19 protein-coding genes are annotated in these 20,444 nt (G+C 60.2%); 4 read left to right on the top strand and 15 right to left on the bottom strand.

All coding sequences use genetic code 11. The annotated features are described in order from the left end of the window. Positions 1-819: 819 nt before the first annotated feature. Entirely contained in the window at positions 820-3,165 is a 2,346-nt protein-coding gene (locus tag Q4P21_RS12205; RefSeq protein WP_303389038.1) for an FdhF/YdeP family oxidoreductase, read from the top strand. 48 nt (positions 3,166-3,213) lie between these two features. On the opposite strand, the gene Q4P21_RS12200 is transcribed toward Q4P21_RS12205, so the two are convergent. Together Q4P21_RS12200 and Q4P21_RS12195 are read right to left on the bottom strand one after the other, a co-directional pair. Continuing rightward, complete coding sequence (locus Q4P21_RS12200) at positions 3,214-3,531, bottom strand: DUF6457 domain-containing protein (RefSeq protein WP_303389037.1); 318 nt, start codon at positions 3,529-3,531, stop codon at positions 3,214-3,216. 245 nt (positions 3,532-3,776) lie between these two features. Then, the gene (locus tag Q4P21_RS12195) at positions 3,777-4,370 is read right to left on the bottom strand and encodes a recombinase family protein (RefSeq protein ID WP_303389036.1); all 594 of its coding nucleotides are present in this window, start codon (positions 4,368-4,370) and stop codon (positions 3,777-3,779) included. Positions 4,371-4,864: 494 nt separating this feature from the next. Here Q4P21_RS12195 and Q4P21_RS12190 point away from each other — a divergent pair, with 494 nt between their 5' ends. From Q4P21_RS12190 to Q4P21_RS12180, 3 genes are all read left to right on the top strand, one after another. Then, positions 4,865-5,257 carry a hypothetical protein gene (locus tag Q4P21_RS12190; RefSeq protein WP_303389035.1) on the top strand — a complete coding sequence of 131 codons (393 nt, stop codon included), beginning with the start codon at positions 4,865-4,867 and terminating at the stop codon, positions 5,255-5,257. 180 nt (positions 5,258-5,437) lie between these two features. Continuing rightward, positions 5,438-5,773, top strand: coding sequence for a hypothetical protein (locus Q4P21_RS12185; protein ID WP_303389034.1), 336 nt, complete (start codon positions 5,438-5,440; stop codon positions 5,771-5,773). Next, on the top strand, positions 5,752-5,922 hold the full coding sequence (locus Q4P21_RS12180) for a hypothetical protein (RefSeq protein WP_303389033.1): 171 nt from the start codon (positions 5,752-5,754) through the stop codon (positions 5,920-5,922). The genes Q4P21_RS12185 and Q4P21_RS12180 overlap by 22 nt, the downstream gene beginning before the upstream one ends. Before the next feature lie 479 nt (positions 5,923-6,401). On the opposite strand, the gene Q4P21_RS12175 is transcribed toward Q4P21_RS12180, so the two are convergent. The 13 genes from Q4P21_RS12175 to Q4P21_RS12115 all read right to left on the bottom strand — a co-directional run bounded on the left by Q4P21_RS12175 (position 6,402) and on the right by Q4P21_RS12115 (position 20,332). Then, the gene (locus Q4P21_RS12175; RefSeq protein WP_303389032.1) at positions 6,402-7,232 is read right to left on the bottom strand and encodes an ABC transporter ATP-binding protein; all 831 of its coding nucleotides are present in this window, start codon (positions 7,230-7,232) and stop codon (positions 6,402-6,404) included. After that, on the bottom strand, positions 7,219-8,064 hold the full coding sequence (locus Q4P21_RS12170) for an ABC transporter ATP-binding protein (protein ID WP_303389031.1): 846 nt from the start codon (positions 8,062-8,064) through the stop codon (positions 7,219-7,221). Before Q4P21_RS12170 ends, Q4P21_RS12175 begins: the two co-directional genes overlap by 14 nt. Then, positions 8,064-8,936, bottom strand: a complete 873-nt coding sequence (locus Q4P21_RS12165; RefSeq protein WP_303389030.1) for an ABC transporter permease — start codon at positions 8,934-8,936, stop codon at positions 8,064-8,066. Before Q4P21_RS12165 ends, Q4P21_RS12170 begins: the two co-directional genes overlap by 1 nt. Then, positions 8,933-9,931, bottom strand: a complete 999-nt coding sequence (locus Q4P21_RS12160) for an ABC transporter permease (protein WP_303389029.1) — start codon at positions 9,929-9,931, stop codon at positions 8,933-8,935. Before Q4P21_RS12160 ends, Q4P21_RS12165 begins: the two co-directional genes overlap by 4 nt. A 67-nt stretch (positions 9,932-9,998) precedes the next feature. Further along, entirely contained in the window at positions 9,999-11,459 is a 1,461-nt protein-coding gene (locus tag Q4P21_RS12155) for an ABC transporter substrate-binding protein (protein WP_303389028.1), read from the bottom strand. A gap of 209 nt (positions 11,460-11,668) precedes the next feature. Next, a complete protein-coding gene (locus Q4P21_RS12150; RefSeq protein ID WP_303389027.1) occupies positions 11,669-12,049 on the bottom strand; it encodes a hypothetical protein in 381 nt (126 codons plus the stop codon). Between the two features lie 1,147 nt (positions 12,050-13,196). Beyond that, entirely contained in the window at positions 13,197-14,660 is a 1,464-nt protein-coding gene (locus Q4P21_RS12145) for an aldehyde dehydrogenase (NADP(+)) (protein ID WP_303389026.1), read from the bottom strand. A 72-nt stretch (positions 14,661-14,732) separates the two neighbouring features. Then, positions 14,733-16,184 (bottom strand): NAD(P)/FAD-dependent oxidoreductase, encoded by a 1,452-nt coding sequence (locus Q4P21_RS12140; protein WP_303389025.1) that lies wholly within the window; start codon positions 16,182-16,184, stop codon positions 14,733-14,735. After that, positions 16,181-16,447: a (2Fe-2S)-binding protein gene (locus Q4P21_RS12135; RefSeq protein WP_303389024.1), complete on the bottom strand. Its 267-nt coding sequence runs from the start codon at positions 16,445-16,447 to the stop codon at positions 16,181-16,183. The genes Q4P21_RS12140 and Q4P21_RS12135 overlap by 4 nt, the downstream gene beginning before the upstream one ends. Then, positions 16,444-17,625 (bottom strand): FAD-binding oxidoreductase, encoded by a 1,182-nt coding sequence (locus Q4P21_RS12130; RefSeq protein WP_303389023.1) that lies wholly within the window; start codon positions 17,623-17,625, stop codon positions 16,444-16,446. Before Q4P21_RS12130 ends, Q4P21_RS12135 begins: the two co-directional genes overlap by 4 nt. 12 nt (positions 17,626-17,637) lie before the next feature. After that, entirely contained in the window at positions 17,638-18,384 is a 747-nt protein-coding gene (locus Q4P21_RS12125) for a GntR family transcriptional regulator (protein WP_303389022.1), read from the bottom strand. After that, a complete protein-coding gene (locus Q4P21_RS12120) occupies positions 18,381-19,334 on the bottom strand; it encodes an ornithine cyclodeaminase family protein (protein ID WP_303389021.1) in 954 nt (317 codons plus the stop codon). The genes Q4P21_RS12125 and Q4P21_RS12120 overlap by 4 nt, the downstream gene beginning before the upstream one ends. Further along, entirely contained in the window at positions 19,331-20,332 is a 1,002-nt protein-coding gene (locus Q4P21_RS12115) for a proline racemase family protein (RefSeq protein WP_303389020.1), read from the bottom strand. Before Q4P21_RS12115 ends, Q4P21_RS12120 begins: the two co-directional genes overlap by 4 nt. Between the last annotated feature and the right edge of the window lie 112 nt (positions 20,333-20,444).

The raw sequence follows: 20,444 nt of genomic DNA, 5'->3' as shown, positions 1-20,444 counted from the left end.
AAGACATGGGAACAATCCTTTCAGGAACTGTCTCACATCATTAGTACACCTCAGTCTTGTAACTTTCTGGTTGAATCGGTGTGTTCATCGTTAGTTACGAGTCACCTCGGAGTGGTCCCTGACGAAACTGATCGACTACACCCGATATGTGGGCGTGAGACACGTCCGCTGTGCGCTCTGTCTCATGCGCAACGCCACCTTTAGGTGCCTATCTATCTGAGGCTCTTTTGCCCTGGAATCTTTCAAATCGGGTCGTCGCCAGAGGCTCAGCTACATATTTGAGCACCCTCTGGGAGCTGTTCCATATGCCAACGCTGAGTGGAAGAACTCAATTAGGTGACTACAGTGACACCCGCAGTGAGACACGGCCAAAGCGTCTACATAACGTACGTGTTTCGACGGGGCGGCAATCCATCCATGGCTAGCAGGCGGTTTTTTGGTCGTCAGCGTCTGATGAGAGGACCTGTGGTCTGAAAATGAAAATGAAAATGGAAAAACTTTATGCCAATGCCGGATGGCGGGGCGTAACGGCCTGAATTTGCCCGTGTGAGGTCTGGTGCTGTCGCGCCCGGGGTAGCTTCGGTGAGGTTGATGTGTTCTCGGCCCAGTGGTGGGAGGTATTGCAGGGGCGCGTCGTCGGGTCCTGGGTAGTGGCTTTCGTATGAGCGCTGCTGGTTGTCAGGCTTTGGTGTCGTTCCGGGCTGGCACTGTGTCTACAGAGTTAAAACACGCGCTTTGCTTGCGGTGTATGTGAATAACTGTTAGGCCTAGTTTAGGTGTGGTGGGTCACAGGCAGCGTTAGAGATTAGGAAGTGCAAAGTGGTACGTAAAAGCTCTCCTCGTGTAGATGAGCCGAGGGTAGACGACGTTGAGGTTGGCGCTCCGAAGGCTTGGGCGGCGGGCGTGCCTGGTGTTGCGCATTCCATGGGTCCTGCGCTGCGGGATATGGGTGTGGACAGGAGCCGTAAGACGCTGCTGGCGATGAACCAGAAGGACGGCTTCGATTGCATGAGCTGCGCATGGCCTGATCCTGGCCACCGCTCGACTTTTGAGTTCTGTGAGAACGGGGCCAAGGCCGTCACGTGGGAAGCCACACCGATCACGGTGGACACTGACTTTTGGGCGGAACACCCGGTCAGCGAACTGCGCCAGAAGTCGGAGTACTGGCTGGGACAACAGGGCAGACTCACCGAGCCGGTGTACAAGCCAGCTGGTGAAGATCACTACCGGCCAGTGAGCTGGGATGAGGCGTTCTCGATTCTTGGAGAGAAGCTCAATAGCTTGGATTCCCCCGACGAGGCAGTCTTTTACACCAGTGGACGTACGTCCAACGAGGCGGCGTTCGCGTACCAGTTGTTCGTGCGTGCGTTCGGCACCAACAACCTACCGGACTGCTCCAACATGTGCCATGAGTCCACGGGGTGGGCCATGGGAGACACCTTAGGCATCGGCAAGAGCACCATCTCCTACGATGACTTCGGCAAGTCCGAACTGATCATCATCATGGGTCAGAACCCGGGCACCAACCACCCTCGGATGCTCACTGCTCTGGAAGGGGCCAAGAACAACGGTGCCGAGATTGTTGCTGTCAATCCGCTGCCTGAGGCTGGCCTGCGGCGCTACAAGAATCCGCAGGAGGTCAAGGGCATCATCGGGCGCGGCACCGACATCGCGGATCAGTTCATGCAGATCCGTCTGGGCGGGGACATGGCGCTGCTGCAGGCGGTCTCCAAGCGCGTTTTGGAGGCGGAGGAAGCGAACCCGGGAACGGTGCTGGACCAGGACTTCATTCAGGTCCACTGTCAGGGCTTGGAGGAGCTCAAGGCTCACCTGGCACGGCTGGATGAGGATGCGGTACTGGAATCCACGGGGCTGGCTCTGGAGGAGATCGACGAGCTGACCGCGCGCTACCTCAAAGCGGACCGGGTGATTGTGACTTGGGCCATGGGCCTGACGCAGCAGAAGAAGGGCGTGGCCGCGATCAAGGAGATCGTGAACTTGCTGCTGTTGCGCGGCAACATTGGCAAACCTGGTGCTGGCGCGTCTCCCATCCGCGGGCACAGCAATGTACAGGGGGATCGCACCATGGGCATCTGGGAGCAGATGCCGCCGGTGTTCCTGGATGCGATCGAGGAGGAGTTTGGTTTCAATCCACCCCGGGCGCATGGCGCCGACGCGGTACAAACCATCCAGGGAATGCGCGACGGCGACATGAAGGTTTTCGTGGCGATGGGCGGGAACCTGGTGGCCGCGATTTCGGACACCCACGCGGCGGAGGCGGCGATGGAGAACGTGGAGATGACAGTTCAAATTTCCACCAAGCTCAACAGGTCCCACACGGTGGTGGGACAGGAAGCCCTCATATTACCCACGATGGGGAGGACAGAAATCGACCGGCAGGACAGCGGAGACCAGTTCGTCTCCGTGGAGGACTCGGTGTGTGCGGTGCATCCCTCCTGGGGCAAGGTGGAGCCGGTCGCGCCGAACCTGCTTTCAGAGGTCGCCATCGTGTCCCGGTTGGCCCGCGCCACGCTGGGTGAGAAGGTGAACGTGGACTGGGCCGGCTTCGAGAGGAACTACGATCTGATCCGTGGGCACATCTCGCACGTGGTGGATGGCTGCGAGAACTACAACCAGCGGATCCGCCAAGAAGGCGGTTTTGTGATGGCCAACGGCCCCCGCGATTCACGCACTTTCCACACGGCCACCGGCAAGGCCATATTTACCGTCAACGATCTGGAACACGTTCAATGCCCACCGGGGCGGCTGCTCCTGCAGACGATGCGTTCTCATGACCAGTTCAACACCACCATCTACGGGCACAACGACCGCTACCGGGGGATCAAGAAGGGCCGCGAGGTGATCTTCGTCAACCCGGCGGATTTGGCCGAACTGGGCCTTGCAGACGGCCAGTACGTCGATATCCACGGTGAGTATATGGACAACAAGGAACGTGTTTTGCGCAATTACCGTGTGGTGGCCTATCCCAGCGCCCGGGGGTGTGCAGCAGCGTACTACCCGGAGGCGAATGTGCTGGTTCCGCTGGAGTTCGTGGCAGACGGAAGTAACACACCCGTATCCAAACAAGTCGTGGTCCGACTGGAACCCGCCCTCAACAACGCAGCAGGGGCGGGTGCCGGGGCAGACACCCCGAGCGGGGCATAACCGGGGTCGGAGGATTCCAAAAGAAAAACACCCGGGCCCGGCTTCGGCTTACTGGGCGGTGTCTGCCCAGCCCCCGCCCTCGGGACCCTCTTCGTTGACTCCCGCGCACAGCTTCATGACCTTCTGCGCAGCGTTGGTCACGGCCGTGGTTGTGTCTACATGGCCGCTGGTGGCGGCCAGCGCCGCGGCGTAACCGACATAGAAAGCGCTGATCGGGCCGGCGGAGGGACCCACCGACCGGGAAGTTTCCTTGGCCACGTCAAGGATCAGCTGAGCGTCCGCGTCCAGATCCAGAATCTGCAGGGCATGCGACAGCGTGTGGCTCCAATCGTTCAGGGCACGCTTTTCATCGTTGTGGTCAGTCATAGTTGCTCCTTCGTTTTCGTGAGGGCTCTTCCCGTAGATGCCCAAGCCTGTCGGCGATCATGCTGCTCTCAAGGCTTAGCATCCGTAACAGGGGTTACACAATGTTTGTCGATACTTTTTTGTTCCCCTGTCGGTGCCCGCAGCGGCACCGCCGATTCGGCGGCGATGCGTGTCCATGAGGCGCCGTCGTCGTGCTGGCTCAGCAGTGCGAGTTTCTCTGCAACGCTCCGCTGGAGCATCGTCGGTCACCGGCTTGTGATTGGACTGGCGTCTTGGCCGAGGTGGCGGTAGAACGTGGCCCGACTCCACCCGACTAGGCGTGCCGCCTCTTCGGCGGTGCGTCCTTTAGCCCGGGCCTCCTTCGCGATCGCGAGCTTGTCCGCGATCACTGCCGGGTCCGCCAGTGGGCGGCCAAAACGGGTGCCGTTTTGCCGGGCGGCGGCGATTCCAGCATTGACGCGCTCCACAATCAGCTCGCGCTCGTACTCGGCCAGGGTGGCCAGCAGGTTCAACATCATCCGCCCGGTCGAGGTCGCCGGATCGATCCCGTCCGAAATGGATCTCACGAGCACACCGCGTTCACGCAACAGGTTCACAGTGTTCAGCACATCGAGCAATGAACGACCGAGCCGGTCGACCCGCCAAACCACCACGGTGTCCCCGGCCTCGACGTACTCAAGCAGCTTCTTCATCCCGGGGCGCTCGATCGCCGTCCGACTGCCGGAAGTGACGTCGGCGAACACGTCCCGCTTTTGCACGCCGGCGGCGACCAGTGCGTCGAGCTGCAACTTCGCATTCTGGCTCGAAGTGCTCACACGTGTGTATCCCAAATGTCTCACACCATTATTTTGACTCAGAAAACCCTGACGAGCAATCGGCCAAGACACTTTACGGCGGGATGACTTTTCGAGACAGTTCGAGGCCCGCCACCTCGGGCTATCCGATTTGTTAATGGGGCCCGTGTCAGTGTCTCCAGAAGCTGTACTAAATAGGACGGGGTCTGGCATGCCAAGGTTGGATCCTTTGCAGGAAGTTCTTAAAAGCGAGCCATGCGCGCGGTGTTAACAGCTTGATCCGCGGACTTTTGAGCCAGCGCCATTGAGGCGGCATTCTTTAGCAGGGCGGATCCATCCTCGACGACGGCATCTCTAAGGTGTCCCGGTCATTGCTATGCGTACTCACTGCCTCGGACTGTTTCCACGAGGAAATCAAATATCAACCGATTCTGGTTGACATAATAGTCGTTATCGGCGGTTTCTGACCTGTGATTCAGGATGTGTTTTGGACTGTTTTTTACCCTTGTTTATAGGTGTTCCGTGTATACCATGGGCTTATGACAGCAGTTGCAGCTCCCTGTGGAGGGCTTCAGGCGTATCAGGATTCGATCAGGCTCCCGGTCCCTGAGCTCGTTCGCGACCTCAGAGACCTGCTGGGCGCGAAGCTCGTGGCTTATCCGGGGTCCGTGAAGGAAACCGGTGCTGTGAGGCAATGGGCAGATGGTGAGCGGAACCTCTCCGAGGATACGATGCTCAGGCTGCGCGCCGCCTACCATGTTGCGGCACTGCTGGCCGAGCGGGACTCCCGCTCCGTCGTCCAGGCTTGGTTTCAGGGCATGAACCCCCAGCTGGAGGACATTGCCCCTGCACGGCTGCTGCGCGAAGGCCCCCTGGACGAGGCCGGGCCGGCCGTGCTGACCGCCGCACGAGCCTTCACCTCGGCTGGCTAAAGGCACGTGTCGAAAACGAGATTACAGTCAGTGAACCTTGTCGAAACGGTGTGGCGGGTGGGTTTCTAACCGGCACCGTGGGCCTGTAGCGGCTGGGAATGGTCCTCCAACGGGCACTTCCCCGGACGCTGGGACGACTGTGAAGGAAACTTCCGCACCGTCTACGCCGGATCGAGTCTGGTGGGCTGCCTGCTCGAAGTCCTGGCCTGTTTCCGCAAGGACCCCAGGCTGATCCTCGACCTTGCCGACATCGCAGAAGATGACGAGGACAAGATCCTCCACCCACCCGTTGCACCGGGTATTGTTCTCTTCCAATGGTTGGATGGCCGCACAGCGGCCACGGCGCTGATGAGCGGCACCTTCTGCGCGGTCACCGCAGCCGAATCCATAGCGGAACTCTATCCGCAGTTCATTCGGGCGGCCCTGGGCTTGGGGTTGGCCGACTGTTCAACGCCGTGGATGCCGGTTCCTTGGGAGCAGGGATTGGTGCGGCAGTGGCCGCTGCCGACACTCTAATCCAGCGCGGAGACGCCCCGGACATGGCGAGGCTGGGCATGTTGGCACGCCGGCTGGCCAAAAGCACCGAACCGGCCGCCGCGAACGTGGAGTTGAGCGTCTATGACACCTTTACCACCCTGAATATGAGCACCGGAGAAGTAGCATGAACATGATCACCGTCCAGGACATCCTGAACGCGGGAAAACACGCCTCGATGACCGGCAACGTTCTGGACCAATGGGCCCAGAAGGGCACCTCGAAACAGCGTTAATATCTCCACGGGGAACCCCCCGGGCTAATTGTCAGCGTCGTGAGCCACTGCATCACTTGGGCCGGAGTAGGACGTTTGCCGAACGCCAACTGAGGCGACGTTCACCCCGCGTTTACCCCGCGGAAACGATGGAAAGCGGCCACATATTGGAGCGTATCGTTGACCGTAAAATGGGACAAAATCCGCGGAAAATCGAGGAATTGACAGTCAACCACAACTGACCAAAAGTACCCTCCTCTGAGAAGGAGAGCGGGGAGCCTAACGGCTCACACATGAAACCATCCACTGCTCGTGATGGCTCCGGTCGTCGATGGCGGTGCTGCGACCTCCGAGTGCCGCATTGGGGCCCTTGCCGTGAGGTTCCAGTTGCTTGATTCAAACGTTGAGACCGGGCAAGACTCCCATTCCGTCAGCCACAGGTATGGAGGAAAGGAGCCGTTTAGTATAGTCGCTTTGGGGGTTCCTCCAGATTGATTTAACAGGGCCGATCTCCTCAATGGCGCCCCGATTCATTACGGCAACCTGGTCTGCGATGGTACGCACCACTGCCAAGTCGTGGCTGATGAAGAGGAGCCCTGATCCTGCCTGTATGGCCAGATCACGCATAAGAGCTGCCACTTTGGATTGCAGCGAAGCGTCCAGGGAGGCAATGGGTTCGTCACCAATGAGTAGGTCCGGCCCCGTTCCGATGGCCCTGGCAATGGCGATTCTTTGGCGTTGTCCACCGGAGAACTGATGGGGGTACTTGGTGCGGTCAGAGGCATCCAGGCCCACCTTTTCTAGCAGTTCCGTGACGTTCCAGGCGTCACTTTGTTTGTTGAGGCCAAGACCGTCTTCAATTTGGGAGCCAACTCGACGCCGTGGGTTTAGGGATGCATACGGGTTTTGGAACACCATTTGAATTCCCAGGAGATGTTCAGAACGGCGCTTCATCTTCAGCGCGGATACTTGCTCCCCCAGGAACTCGACTGACCCTGCTGCGATAGGTTCCAAGCCACAAACAGCACGTGCCGTGGTTGATTTTCCACAACCTGACTCGCCCACCAACCCCAGCACTTCGCCACGATTCAACGTGAAGCTGACTTGGTCCACGGCCGTGAGTATTTCCTTGTTTGGACGTCGAAACCTCACTGTTAGACCGTCGACGGCGAGGATTTGTTCGCCCTGTCCAGTTGCTTCGGGTGTTGTCGTGTTAGTTGTCATCATGGTCTACCATCGTCGCTTCATGTGCGGGAAGGGCGTCAATCAGCGCCTGGGTGTAGGGGTGCTTGGGAGCCGTGATCACTTGATACCTGTCACCGGTCTCCACTACTTCACCTTGGCGCATCACCACAATGGTGTCCGCTAGGGCAGACATGACACCCAGGTCGTGCGTAACTAACAAGATGGCGATGCCCAAGTCATCGCAAAGACGACGAAGGAGTCTAAGTACTCCTGCCTGAACCGTGACGTCCAACGCGGTGGTGGGCTCGTCTGCCAAAAGTACGGATGGGTTGCAGGCCAGGGCGATGGCGATGGCGATGCGTTGCAGTTGTCCGCCTGAAAATTGGTGAGGGTATTTTTTGAGCGCTTCTTCAGGGCGTGGAACTTCAACCAGCTCCAGAAGCTCAATTGCGCGGCGGCGGGCTTCGCTCTTGCCATAGTTCAGGTGATGGCGCATGTGGTCCATCAGCTGGCCGCCAATGTTGATCATAGGGTGCAGGCTTGCCGTCGGGTCCTGAAAGATCATGCTGATCCGTTTGCCGCGCAGCTTGTTCATCTTGCCGGGTGAGAGAGCCAGTAAGTTTTGCCCTTCAAAGGTCGCCTCACCTTGGGTTGAACACCCATCCGGCAGAAGGCCGATGACCGCCATGGCTGTCATCGTCTTCCCAGAACCTGATTCGCCAGCCAGACCGGTGATTTTCCCGGCTGGCACGTCCACGTCCACGCCTCGAAGTATTTTCTGGGTGGTCTTCTTGCCTGTGCGGATGTCAAGGTGAAGGCCACGGATGCTCAGGCCCGTGATAAGAATGCCTTCCGGGGTTCCTTGAGCTGTCATTACATCGCCCTTCCTTGTATGTTTCCGGCTGTCCTTGGGTCCAGGGAGTCGCGCCAGGCGTCACCCAGGAAATTGAAGGCAAGGACGATGCTCAGAATCGCGAGACCCGGGAACACTGCAATCCACCAGGATGAGAACTGTTGGACGCCGTCGGACACCATGGCTCCCCAATCGGCTGTCGGTGCGACTGCGCCAAGGCCCAGGAATGACAGGCCCGACAAGAGGAGGATCGCGGTGCCAACGTCGAGTGTAGCCAAAACCAGAAGAGGTGAAACCACGTTGGGCAAGATGTCCCGCCGAAGGGTGGTAAAGGCGCCAGCACCCATGAGACGGCCCGCAATGACGTACTCACTGTTCCTTGTACTGATGACGAGAGAGCGCATGACGCGCGCGTAAGACGGCCATGAAACTATCAACATGGCAATAACAGCGTTGGTGAGGCTTGGGCCAAGTGCGGCGGCAATGACCATTGCTAGGATGATCGTCGGAAAGGCGAAGACCAAATCAGCAATCCGCATGATGGTTTCGTCGATGGCCTTGCCAAAGTAGCCTGCTATGGCGCCCAGCGTCCCGCCGAGGACAAGGGCAGAAACTACAAGTAGCAGGGAAAGCGGGACTGAGGTTTGCGAACCTGCCAGTGTTCTGGATAAGACGTCTCGCCCTAGTTGGTCGGTGCCAAACCAGTGTGCAGCGCTGGGTTCCATGAGCCGTTCAAAGTTCTGCGCCAAGGGGTCGACGCTCCACAATGGAGAAATCACGGCTGCAACGAGTATCCAGAAAAGTACGATGCAGGCACCCACCAGCGCCATGGGACTTCTCAACGTTGCGGGGAGGCGAAACCGAGGCCGCTTCAGGCCCTGTTCGATGCTCATTGAATTCTCACTCTCGGATCGATGACTCCATAGAGTACGTCGACGATGAAATTGATGCCGATATAGACAATGCCGACTATCAGGCCGACTCCCATGACTGCGGGAAGATCCAATTTGGTTGCCGCGGTAAACGCATATTCGCCAAGACCGTGCCAGGCATAGACTTTTTCAACTAGAACGGTGCCTGAAAGCAGGGAGCCAAAAGCCAATCCGACAATTGTGATGATCGGGACCAAGGCACCTCGCAAGACATAACGGATTATTATTACCCGGAAGGGAAGCCCTTTGGCTTTTGCAGCCTTGATGTAGTCCTGGTTCAGGACCTCGAGAATTGAACTTCGGGCAAAGCGTGTCAGCAAACCAACCGTGTACAACGCCAGTACCAACGCCGGCAGGATTAGGTGGCTGAGGGCATCCCAGAAGGTACTCATCTGACCGGACAATATTGAGTCGACGGTATAGAGCCCAGTGACTTTAGGTGGGGCGATTGCTGCCGGTGAAAGTCGTCCGGAACCTGGAAAGACGCGTAGCTTGAAGAAGAAGACGTAGTACATCAACAGCGCCAGCCAGAAGGTAGGAACCGACAGGCCAATCAAGCTCACTGCCCGGATGATGTGGTCAGCAGGCCGTCGGCGTCGAAGTGCTGCCCACATGCCCAAGCCCACGCCAATCACGATGGAGATCACTATCGCCACCAGCGCCAGCTCGGCAGTGGCAGGGAAAGCCCTCCCAATCTCGTCCGCCACAGGGAGTCGAGTTTGGTTGGAAGTGCCGAGGTCTCCGGTTAGCAGACGACCCACATACGTAAAGTACTGAACCAGTAGTGGCTTGTCGAGACCTGCTTGCTCGCGGAACCGGGCAACAATCTCGGGATCAGCGGCCGCCTGCTCACCGAGTGCAGCCTGGACGGGATCTGCCGGGACAAGGTTTGTCAGGATGAAGGTGACCACCGTGACCCCGAAAACCAGAAGGACGCTCAGACCCAAGCGTGTCACCAGGTAGCGGGCAAGGGGATGGTTCCCCTTGGTTTTCCCGACATGGGGACGCGCTTGGGCCGGAGCCTTACTTGATGCCGGCAAGATCAATCGTCCAGACGGGGTTTAGGCTGACTTCAGATACGGTCGATGCCGTGGCCACGTTCTTCGCGGGTTGCAGCAACGGAATGAACGGACCGCTGACGTTCATTGCCTTTTGCAGCGCTTCGTAGGCCGCTTGGCGTGCCTCGTTGCCGGTTGCAGCTTTAGCCTTTTCGGCAAGACCAGTAATTTCGGCGTTCGCATCCGCGGCCCATCCTGCTCGAAGACCAACTAGTTGTCCGGGGGTGAATACCAGATAGTCAGTGGGATCCGGGTAGTCCGGACCCCAGTACCACAAACCTAGGGTTTCCTTGCCGCCACGGTAGGAGTCGAGCTCGGTAGCCACTGGCTGTGGAGCGAGTTTTATGTTGATGCCAATTGATTTCAACTGGGCTTGGACGGACACTGCGATGCTCTGGAGTTCTAGCCCCTGCACGGTGATGTCGTTGGGGAAGTTCAAAAGGATTTCTTCCCCGTTGTATCCGGACTTGGCCAAAGCTGCCTTGGAAGCACTGGCATCGAATGAGTTGCTGGGATCTGTCTTCAAGGCCCCGACGAACAGTGATGGGATTACCCCGCCAGGCTGCACGGCACCTTCGCCAGCCAGGTTGATGATCTTTCCGTAGTCGATGCCTCGGCGCACGGCCGTCATGAAGTCCTGGTTGGAAGTGAACTTGTTGACCGCAGGGTTCTGGTTCATGAGCACGAAGATCATGTAAGGGGAAGGGCCGCTGATAAGTTTCACATCGCCGGACTTTAGCTCTTTGGCCTGGTCTGGGTTGAGGTCCAAGGCCACTTGAGAGTCGCCCGCTTGGATGTTTAGGAGCTGGGTGGGGCCAGCCACGTTACGAAGGATGACTCTGTCATGCCCGCGCGTTACAGGACCCGAGTAGTTCTTGTTGGCCGTAAAGACAACTTGGCTGGCAACGTCATAGGACTCAAGTTCGTAGGGTCCGGATCCTGCCGATGTCTTGTTCAAGAATGCTTCAGCACCGTCATTTGCGTCGGTGGTGCCGCCATTGGCCTTGACCACTTTGGAATTCACGATGCCCAAGGCCCCATTGGGCAAAATGAAGGGAAGTGCCGGATTCGCGTCCTGGGACGTCATGGTAAGCGACTTCTCATCAACTTTGGCGATCTTGATGCCGTCAAGCAGAAAGGACGGGTTGCCCTTGATCCCTTGGACTCGTTCAAGGGAAAACACCACATCGTCCACCGTTAGCGGGCTTCCGTCAGAGAAGGTATGGCCCTCTTTAACGGTCAAGGTCATGACCTTCGCGTCATCTGACATGGTGTAGCTGGCGAGACCATCAACTGGCTGGGTTACATCGTCACCCTTGAATGTGAGAAGAGTTTCGTAGATGGCATGGGAAACTATGGCGCCCGTTGTTTCGAACTCTCGGGCAGGATCAGCCGTTTTAAGGTCAAAAGAGGTGTCGACCACCACGGAGGAGCCAGCTCCTCCATTCGGGGACGAGGTGTCTCCTGAAGAGCATGCACCAAGACCGACCAAAGATAGAGCTAATAGTGCTGCCGTCAGGGGGGCTTTGAGCTGTTTAATTTTCATCTATTCTCCATTGAACAGACTGTCCACACCACGGTGGTGACAGTGAAAGGCTAGAGCAGGTTGCCAAGCGGGGCGGGCTTGCGGCCGTGTTAAACCTCGCAGCAGATGCTGAGTTGGTCTGTGCCGTCGACCCCCTTGAAATACTCGGTCAACCTGAATTTTCCGTCAGGATCCACGGAGATTTCAGAGGTTGCGTTCCCAAATACGGTACTTCCCATTAACGTTTTGTGGGCATATGCCAAGGTGATGCTCGTGTCGGATCTCGTTCCAGCCAGTTTTCCGATCGTCACCGTGTCGCCAGCATATTCGCCCCAGATGACACCTTCTTCTTCGAAATACTTGAAACGTGTTGGGGCGCTGGCCTGGACTGTGCTGGCTGAGGAAGACTGCAGGTCGAACACCCGCCCGTGGAGGCAATAGGTATTGTCACGCTCCCCGGACACTAAATTCACAGCTTCATCGCTGGCCATCTTTATCCCCATTTTCCACTTGAAAGACTGTGACATAAGTCATACTGGTATGTGACATGATACAGGCCGGGATTCGCGACATGTCAAATGTGCGAGTTGACTCATAGAAGATGTCTAGGGCTGAAGTGGGAAGAGCAGTAGCCGATCCGGTCCTGACAAGGACAACCGATTCCATCTTCCATGTGCTAAAAACCGTCCAAAGATCCTTGAAAGGATGAAGAGCAATGGCTAAAAAGGACGCGGCGGTCCGGTAACTGTTGGCTGCGGACAGATGCCGGTGCTGCATGATGGCTACGGTCGGTACTTTCAGACCAGAATGGCCTCCACATATCTGTGCGCCTGCACCGCTACTTTTGCGAGCTGGACACGGGCAGCCATCAGCTTGACGGCGATGTTCTACGACACATTTCCGGCTGACGATTCCAGTGAGATGGATCAGGCGTAAATTCGAGGCATGGACTGGTGGTGCCAAGATTTGTGGGGTCCCGAGCTGCTCTCGCGGACATCCGGATGGCAGCGTCGTGACGACGGCATCCAAAAGGTCGGCGATGGCCCAGGCAGCACTGGCGGTGCATTCTCCCAAAAGCCCGTTATTAACGCATCCACGGCACCAGTCTCACTGCCGAGGCTACAAACCGGTTCCGGTCAAGACTACTTTCACGCGACCATCCCACTGGCATCGTAAGCCGGACACATTTGCAACATCCCCATCCTTGTCCATCTTGATCCGGAACACTTATTCCTGGGCGCGCGGTGAGAGAACACGTTTGAGCGTATTTGTGGGATGGCTGGCACGTCCACGGGGCCAACTGGTGCTAGCGAGACGCCGGCCCGGCGGCATTCGCTGCCAGATTCCACGCCCTTCGCGATGGGGCACTAGGACGACACGGCTGGGAATCAGCCATGCCCGGTCCTTTCATGAGCGGAGTCGATCCAGCGCGTCGTCACGCCGCTAAATCTAAAAAAACCAGCCACGTAGGCGAAAATTTCACCGGCCAATGCGGAAATCAACACCGAAGCACCTAAACGTGAATTTCCGTACCGATCCCCCTCAGATCCTGGAAAGCGGCGCACCGCTGGTAAACACGAACCCCGGCGGTCCTATCCTGAATCGGATGGCACCGCCGGGGTTCGGTGGGTTTTTCGCTTAGCGCTTGCCGTTGATCATCTGCGGGACGTTCAGCGGGTTGGTATCCTGCAGGGCTTCGGGCAGGAGGCCCTGAGGGAAGCCCTGGTAGGCCACCGGACGCAGGAAGCGGGAGATGGCTGCTGTGCCCACGGAGGTGCTGCCCACGGAGGTGGTGGCCGGGTATGGACCGCCGTGCTGCTGCGCGTAGGTTACCGAAACGCCAGTTGGCCACTGGTTCCACAGCACGCGGCCAGCCTTGCGGGCCAGCACATCGATCAAGGATTCAACCTCGCAGGTCTCGGTACCGATGAGCGTCGCTGTCAACTGGCCCTCGAAGCTTTTGGCCAGTGCGATCAGTTCTGCTTCGTCGGTGTACTCGACAACGAGGGCGGTGGGCCCGAAGCACTCGGTCTGCAGGGATTCGGGGTGTGCCAGCACGTCTTCGGCGCTGGTGAGCAGCAGGGTGGGGCTCGGCGGATCGGCCAACGGGTCCGAACCCTGTGCCAGGACCCGGACCTTGTCGTGGCCTTGGAGTGCCTCAAGGACTTCGAGGTAGCCGGACTGGATGCGACTGTTGAGCAACGGGGCTGCTGCGGGAAGTTCGCTGTCACGCAGAGCCTCGACGATTTCCGAGCCGCGCGGGACGAAGATCGTTCCCGGCTTCGTGCAGAACTGGCCGGCACCCATGGTGAAGGAGGCGACGAATTCGGCTGCAATCGTGGCACCGCGGTCGGCTGCTGCGGCTGCGGTGACGAAGACGGGGTTGTTGGAACCGAGCTCGCCGTAGAACGGGATCGGCTCCGGACGGGCGTTGGCCATGTCGAAGAGGGCGCGGCCTCCCGGAATCGACCCGGTGAATCCGCCAGCCTTGATGCGGGAATCCTTCAGCGCGGTTGCCCCGGCCTCGGTTCCCATGATGAGGGCGAAAACCCCGGCCTGGATGCCCGCTGCGGCAAGTGCCTCGGCGATAACGGCCGCGGTGGCAATGGAAAGTTCAGGGTGTCCGGAGTGCGCCTTGAGGATCACCGGGTTGCCTGCTGCCCAAGCGGAGGCGGTGTCACCGCCTGCCACGGAGAAGGCGAACGGGAAGTTGCTGGCAGCAAAGACGAGGACCGGGCCCAGCGGCTCGAGCACGCGCCGCAGGTCTGGTCGGGGCGCGCCCATGGGCCACTGCGCATCGGCGTGGTCAATGCGGGCGTCCAGGTAGGCGCCATCGCGCAGCACCTCGCCGAAGAGACGCAACTGGAAGGTGGTGCGCTTGAGCTCCCCAGTGAGGCGGGCCTGAGGCAGGTTGGTTTCGTGCATGGCAATCGGGATGAGGGTCTCACCGGCGGCGTCGAGTGCGCTGGCGACAGCGTCAAGCACGGCGGCGCGCTCTGCTGGGCGCAGTGCCGCCCACGGTGCAGCTGCCTCCTGGGCGGCAGTGAGGAATTCCTCGAGCTCGGTGGTGCTCGTTGGGGTGATGGTGGCTGTGCTTGTCATGATGGGTAGTCCTTTCACACGAAAAAGTGATGCCCGGCCTTTGACTGCCGGAGGTTTACAGGTGGTGGTCGCTTAGGTGTCGTGGGGTCGGCGGGAATCCAGCGTGCTGATTTCCCCGAGTGTCAGCGGAGCCGCGACCGGGCGCTTGGCCAGAGCCGACAGCGATGCGTGTGTCGCTTGGTTGTCGGCATGGTCTTTAGACGAAAGACAGGAAACGGCAAAGCCGCAGACCTTGCCCTGGCACCAGCCCATGCCGGTGCGGGTAAAGGACTTCATGGTCCGCGCGTCGGTGGCGCCCAGAGTGTCGCGGGCCTCGACGATGCGCCCGTGGTTCACCTCTTCGCAGCGGCAGACCACCGTGTCGTCGGTGAGCAGCTTGTCCCACTTCTCGGGTACCGGGTGCGCTAGATGCATTGCCTTAGCAAAGCGGCGGTGGCGTCTGATCTGCCGGTTGGTGCCCGCCGAGGGCGCTTCCCCGGTGGCAGCCGCGGCACCGGCGACGAGTCCCTCGGCGACGGCAAGCACTGCCCCCCCGACGCCGGTGACCTCACCAGCAAGGTAGAGGCCGGCGACGTTGGTGGCTTGCTGCCCATCCACGACGCAGACCAGCGACCCGTCGGCGTCGATGCGGGTCTCGGCGCCCAGGGATACCGCAAGTTCAACCTGCGGGGTGAATCCCCAGCCGAAGCCGACGACGTCGACGTCCTCGAGCAGCTGCTCGCTGCCAGCAATGACGGCGCCGTGCGCGTCAACCTTGGCAATGCGCACGGCGTTGGCACAGGAGACCCCCAACACCTCTGTGACAACCGTGCGCGTGCGGTAGCGGATCCGGTGGTTGGCAAAGACGCCGGCGTATTCAGCGCCTTCCAGAGCCTTGCCCGGGACACCGCTGGCGGCGCCCAGGTGCGGGAGCCAGTTGGCCAGCGAGGCTGATTCGCACACGGCAACGACCGTGCCGCCGGCCTCGGCGATGTTTGCCGCCACCGGGAGCAGGAAGGGCCCGGTTCCGGCGATGACAAAGCGCGTGCCGGGCAGGGTTCCGTTGGCCTTGATGAATGACTGGATACCGCCGGCCGCCATGACGCCGGGCAGATCCCAGCCCGGCAGCGGCAGTTGGCGGTCGTAGCCGCCGGTGCAGGAGACGAGCTTGTCGGCACGGACCGTCGCCTGGGCGATTTCGGTGCCGGTGGTCGGGGTCAGGCGCAGGACAAAGCGCCCCGCGTCTTCGCGTTCGACCATCCACACCTGCGTGTTGGGCAGGTAGTGCAGCTGGCCGGCCGAGCGGGCGGTCTCGAAGCGGGCTCGCAAATCCAGGTAGGTTTTCCAGCCGTGGTGACCATGGCCGTCTGGGTCCGGAACCATTGTTTCGGGGCGGTGGCGCCAGAATTGGCCGCCAGGTTGCGCTCCGGCGTCGAGGACCGCCACGCGGGCACCGCGTTCTGCGGCCGCGACGGCGGCAGCCAGACCGGCTGGCCCGGCACCGATGACGGCAACGTCAAAGGAAAGTTTATCCTGGGAGCTCATGCGTCAAAGTCCCCTTCAATGCTCATTGAGTCGCAGGCTTCGACTATGCATGCGCGCTGGTTGGGTTGGCCATTGACGGTAATCAGGCAGTCGTAGCAGGCGCCGATGCCGCAGAACAGGCCCCGTGGTTTTCCCTCTTTTCGGGTGGTGCGCCAGGCCATGATGCCCTCACTCATGAGCACTGCCCCGACGCTTTGGCCGGCGGCAGTCTCAATCGCCCGGGCATTGAGTCTCACATTGATCCGTTTTGGTGTGGTGCTCATGCTGCCGACTCCTGATGGATATTGGGTGCAGGTGTGAATTCGCCGAAGCGTTCGGGTGCGAAGGGTGCCAGGGACATGTCGGGGGTGAGCCCCGCCAGCGCTTGGGCGAGGAGTTTCCCGGTTCCGGCGGACAGGCCGATGCCGGCGCCCTCGTACCCGCTGGCGTGCCAAAGCCCCGGTGCCCGCGGGTCGTGGCCGATGACCGGCAAGTGGTCTGGGCAGTATGGGCGAAAGCCGTGGTAGTGGCGGATGATGCGCGTCGTTTTCAGGAACGGGAAGAGCGCGATGGCGTTTGCCGCCATCTGGCGCAGAGCATCGGTGTTGACGCTGCGGTCAAATCCAATACGTTCGCGCGAGGAGCCGATCAGGATGGAACCGGCGGGGGTTCCTTCCACGACGGGCGATGACTGCAACCCGGCCTCGGAGCTTCCCACGTTATCCACGTATTCGGCCGCGTACACCTTGTGGTGGACCATCGGCGGGAGAGGTTCGGTGACCATGACAAATCCCTTGCGGGGTTTCACCGGCACGTTGACCCCTGCCAGCGCGGCGATGTCCTCGGACCAGCTACCCGCTGCATTGACCACTGCGGGAGCGTGGAAATCCCCGCGGCTGGTTTTCACGCCATTCACGGCATCGCCCTGGCGCAGGAATCCGGTGGCCATGGTGTGCGTGAGGACTTTGGCTCCGGCAGCCCGGGCCAACTTGAGCAGGTGCCCGGCGACGAGCATCGGCTGGACCTGGCAATCATCCGGGTACCAGGCGGCGCCCAGGGCATTGGGAGAAATGTTCGGTTCGAATTCGCGCAGCCGCGGGATGTCGACCCGTTCGACGTCAATTCCGTGCTCTGCCTGGGCCTGGGTGAGGCGGTCAAGGGAGGCCATGCTCGATTCCCGCGAGGCGACAATGATGCCGCCCTTGGACTCGAACTCCCAGTGTTTTGCGTGCTCGGTAAGGTCCCCGCGCCACGTGTCGAGGGAGAACTTTGTCAGTTCAAGCTCGGGGCCAAGTTCCTTGTCGGAAACCAAGATGTTGCCCTCGCAGGCGGAACTGGTTCCGCTTGCAGGTAGACCGCGCTCCAGCACTGTGACGGAGAGTCCTTGTTTGGTGGCGAAATATGCAATCGCCGCACCGATGACCCCGGCACCAATGACGATGACGTCGCTGGGCGCATTCATGTGTACTCCTTCTTACTTGGTGTTCTGCTCGCGGCCGGCCGCGGACTCATCGTCCAGCCTGCCGGTATTCCACATGCCGCGTGCGTGACTGATGTGGCGGATCATCAGTTCATAGATGGCCTCCTCGTCGCCGCGTTCCACGCAGTCGATCATTTCGTGGTGTTCCTGTGCGGAGCCGTCCAGCTGGTGGTTGTCCATCAGCGTCGTGAGCCCGTACATGCGGGTGCGCAGGCGCAGTGAGGTGACAAGTTCCACGAGCTGCTTGTTGCCCGCGAAGCTCAGCAGCCGGGAATGGAAGGCCCGGTCAGCGGCGAGGTAGGCATCGCTGTCCTTGTCCCGGGCCGTGCGCACGATGACATCGGCGAGTGAACGCAATTCGGGGATGCTTTCGGCTGGGATCAGAGCCATGGCACGCTTGGTTGCCTCAGGTTCGATCAGCAGGCGGATCTCGGCGATTTCATCGAGCTCGGCATCGGTCATGCCGGTGATCCGAAAGCCCTTGTTCTTCACGGTCTCGACCAAGCCCTCGCGCACTAGGTCCATCATCGCTTCGCGCACGGGAGTCGCCGAAACACCGAAAGCGGCGCCAAGGCTCGGTGCGGAATACAGTTCGCCTTCCACCAAATCACCCGAAATGATTGATGTTCGCAGGCGTTCGGTCACGGTTTCCCGCAAGCTCATTTGGCGGTCGAGCTTCTCAATGGTGAAGTGCGAATTGCCGGTCATGGTGATGTCTCCGATTTCCACAGGTACGCTCATGCGTTTTTACTCCTGTGATCTTCATACACCACGGCCGCGGAAACCAAGTCTTCCCAGGCCATGCCCACGCCCGTATACAACGTCGGCTGGCCGTCAACACGTTTGAACTTGCCGTTCACCAAGTCCTTGAGGTTGGCTGGGTGGATGTCCTTCCATTCCTCGACGCTGCGTGCAGGGATGAGATTCCCGCTTTCACGCCACGACGAGCCGCGTCCCTCGACCACCACCTCGGAGCGCTTGACGAGGCTCTGATCGACCTCACGGGCGTCGAGTCCGTGCTGCCCCACCGCGGCGATGATTGCGTGGTCGGCCGGGAGTGAGCCGTCAAAGAGCGGGGTCTTCGAAGAAGTGACGCACAGGATCACGTCAGCTGTGGGGACGTCGTCGATGTTTCCGGCGGTAACGGTGATTCCCTCGGTTGCCAGCTGGCTGATCAGGGCTTGGACCCGTTCCGGACGTTGGCCGACCACGGAGAAGGTGCCCATGGGGAAGACCGAGTGTGCCGCACGGACGTGGTTGAGGCCTTGGACGCCGGCACCGAAGAGGAGCACCTTGGGTGTGGTGGTGAATTCGGTGACGCCGGGGGCGTTGGCGATGTTCTTGACGGCGGTCAAGGTGGCGGCCGGGGTGCGGATTGCCGTGAGTTCGGCGCCGTCCATGGAGGCAATGGGGGTGAGGTTTGCTGAGTTGAAGAGCAGGTAGACGCCTTGGATCTTTTCTTCGCCTTTTGCGGGGTTGCCGGGGGCGATGGTTACGACCTTGAGTCCTGTGTAGCTTTCACTGACTGCGGGCATCAGCAGGAATTCTCCCGCGGGTGCTGGTGCAAAGATGCGTGGCCCGTCGATTTCCGGGTCTGTGTCGGCCCGCAGGGCGTCTTCGATGGCGCGGATGGCACGGTCGAAGGGCAGCGATGCGCGTACGGTTGCGGCGTCAAAGTAGGGCAGGTTCACAGCAGGAATCCTTCCGGGAACGGGTCGGTGGGGTCGAGGAAGTATTGTGCGGTGCCGGTGAGCCAGGCCCGTCCGGTGACGGTGGGGATCACTGCTGGCAGTCCGCCGATGGTGGTTTCCGCCACGAGTCGGCCGGTGAATTGCGAGCCGATGTAGGACTCGTTGATGAAGTCGGTGTCCATGGCGAGTTCGCCGCGGGCGTGCAGCTGGGCCATGCGGGCACTGGTGCCGGTCCCGCACGGAGAGCGGTCGAACCAGCCCGGGTAGATGGCCATGGCGTGGCGGGAGTGCTCGGCGGTGGAGCCCGGGGCCTTGAGATAGACGTGGTGGCATCCGCGGATGTCCTCGCGTTCGCGGTGTACCGGCTCGTCGGCTGCATTGATGGCGTCCATGATGGCCAGCCCGGCGGTGATCAAATCGTCCTTGCGGACCCGTTCAAAGGGCAGGCCCAGGTCCTCGAGCTCGACGATGGCATAGAAGTTTCCTCCAAAAGCCAGGTCATAGGTGATGGTGCCGTAGCCAGGAACCTCGACGGAGGCGTCCAGACGGTCGCTGTAGGAGGGCACGTTGCGGATCGTGACGGATTCGGCCTGGCCGTCCTTGACGGCGACCTCGGCAATGACCAGGCCGGCGGGGGTGTCCAGACGCACGGTGGTCACGGGTTCGTGGACTTCGACCATGCCGGTTTCCACCAGCACGGTGGCCACGCCGATGGTGCCGTGTCCGCACATCGGCAACAGGCCCGAGACCTCAATGTACAGGACGCCGAAGTCGGCGTCGGGGCGGGTGGAGGGCTGCAGGATGGCGCCGCTCATCGAGGCATGACCGCGCGGTTCACACATCAACAGGGTACGGATCCAGTCACTGTGCTCCATGAACCACAGCCGGCGTTCAGCCATGGTGTTTCCAGGAATGGTGCCCATGCCGCCGGTGATAACCCGGGTTGGCATGCCTTCGGTGTGGGAATCCACTGCGTGGAAAATCCTGCTGGTGCGCATGTGCAAGCTCTCTCAGAATTCGTTGTTGATCTGATACTGGCGTTGGCCGGCCGCCCCATAAACGCGGCCCGCCCCACAATGGGGCCAGTTTTTGTTTAAATTTTGCCCAGGG

Source organism: Arthrobacter sp., assembly GCF_030540645.1.
Lineage (GTDB): Bacteria > Actinomycetota > Actinomycetes > Actinomycetales > Micrococcaceae > Specibacter.
Note: the sequence above shows the minus strand (reverse complement) of the source record. Positions and strands in the feature narration are given on the sequence as shown.

Excerpts from the sequence above, each read along its gene's own strand:
- Q4P21_RS12190 (WP_303389035.1), top strand. The coding sequence starts at position 4,865 with ATGACAGCAGTTGCAGCTCCCTGTGGAGGGCTTCAGGCGTATCAGGAT.
- Q4P21_RS12175 (WP_303389032.1), bottom strand. The coding sequence starts at position 7,232 with ATGATGACAACTAACACGACAACACCCGAAGCAACTGGACAGGGCGAA.
- Q4P21_RS12165 (WP_303389030.1), bottom strand. The coding sequence starts at position 8,936 with ATGAGCATCGAACAGGGCCTGAAGCGGCCTCGGTTTCGCCTCCCCGCA.
- Q4P21_RS12170 (WP_303389031.1), bottom strand. The coding sequence starts at position 8,064 with ATGACAGCTCAAGGAACCCCGGAAGGCATTCTTATCACGGGCCTGAGC.
- Q4P21_RS12135 (WP_303389024.1), bottom strand. The coding sequence starts at position 16,447 with ATGAGCACCACACCAAAACGGATCAATGTGAGACTCAATGCCCGGGCG.
- Q4P21_RS12145 (WP_303389026.1), bottom strand. The coding sequence starts at position 14,660 with ATGACAAGCACAGCCACCATCACCCCAACGAGCACCACCGAGCTCGAG.
- Q4P21_RS12200 (WP_303389037.1), bottom strand. The coding sequence starts at position 3,531 with ATGACTGACCACAACGATGAAAAGCGTGCCCTGAACGATTGGAGCCAC.
- Q4P21_RS12125 (WP_303389022.1), bottom strand. The coding sequence starts at position 18,384 with ATGAGCGTACCTGTGGAAATCGGAGACATCACCATGACCGGCAATTCG.
- Q4P21_RS12130 (WP_303389023.1), bottom strand. The coding sequence starts at position 17,625 with ATGAATGCGCCCAGCGACGTCATCGTCATTGGTGCCGGGGTCATCGGT.
- Q4P21_RS12140 (WP_303389025.1), bottom strand. The coding sequence starts at position 16,184 with ATGAGCTCCCAGGATAAACTTTCCTTTGACGTTGCCGTCATCGGTGCC.
- Q4P21_RS12150 (WP_303389027.1), bottom strand. The coding sequence starts at position 12,049 with ATGGCCAGCGATGAAGCTGTGAATTTAGTGTCCGGGGAGCGTGACAAT.
- Q4P21_RS12115 (WP_303389020.1), bottom strand. The coding sequence starts at position 20,332 with ATGCGCACCAGCAGGATTTTCCACGCAGTGGATTCCCACACCGAAGGC.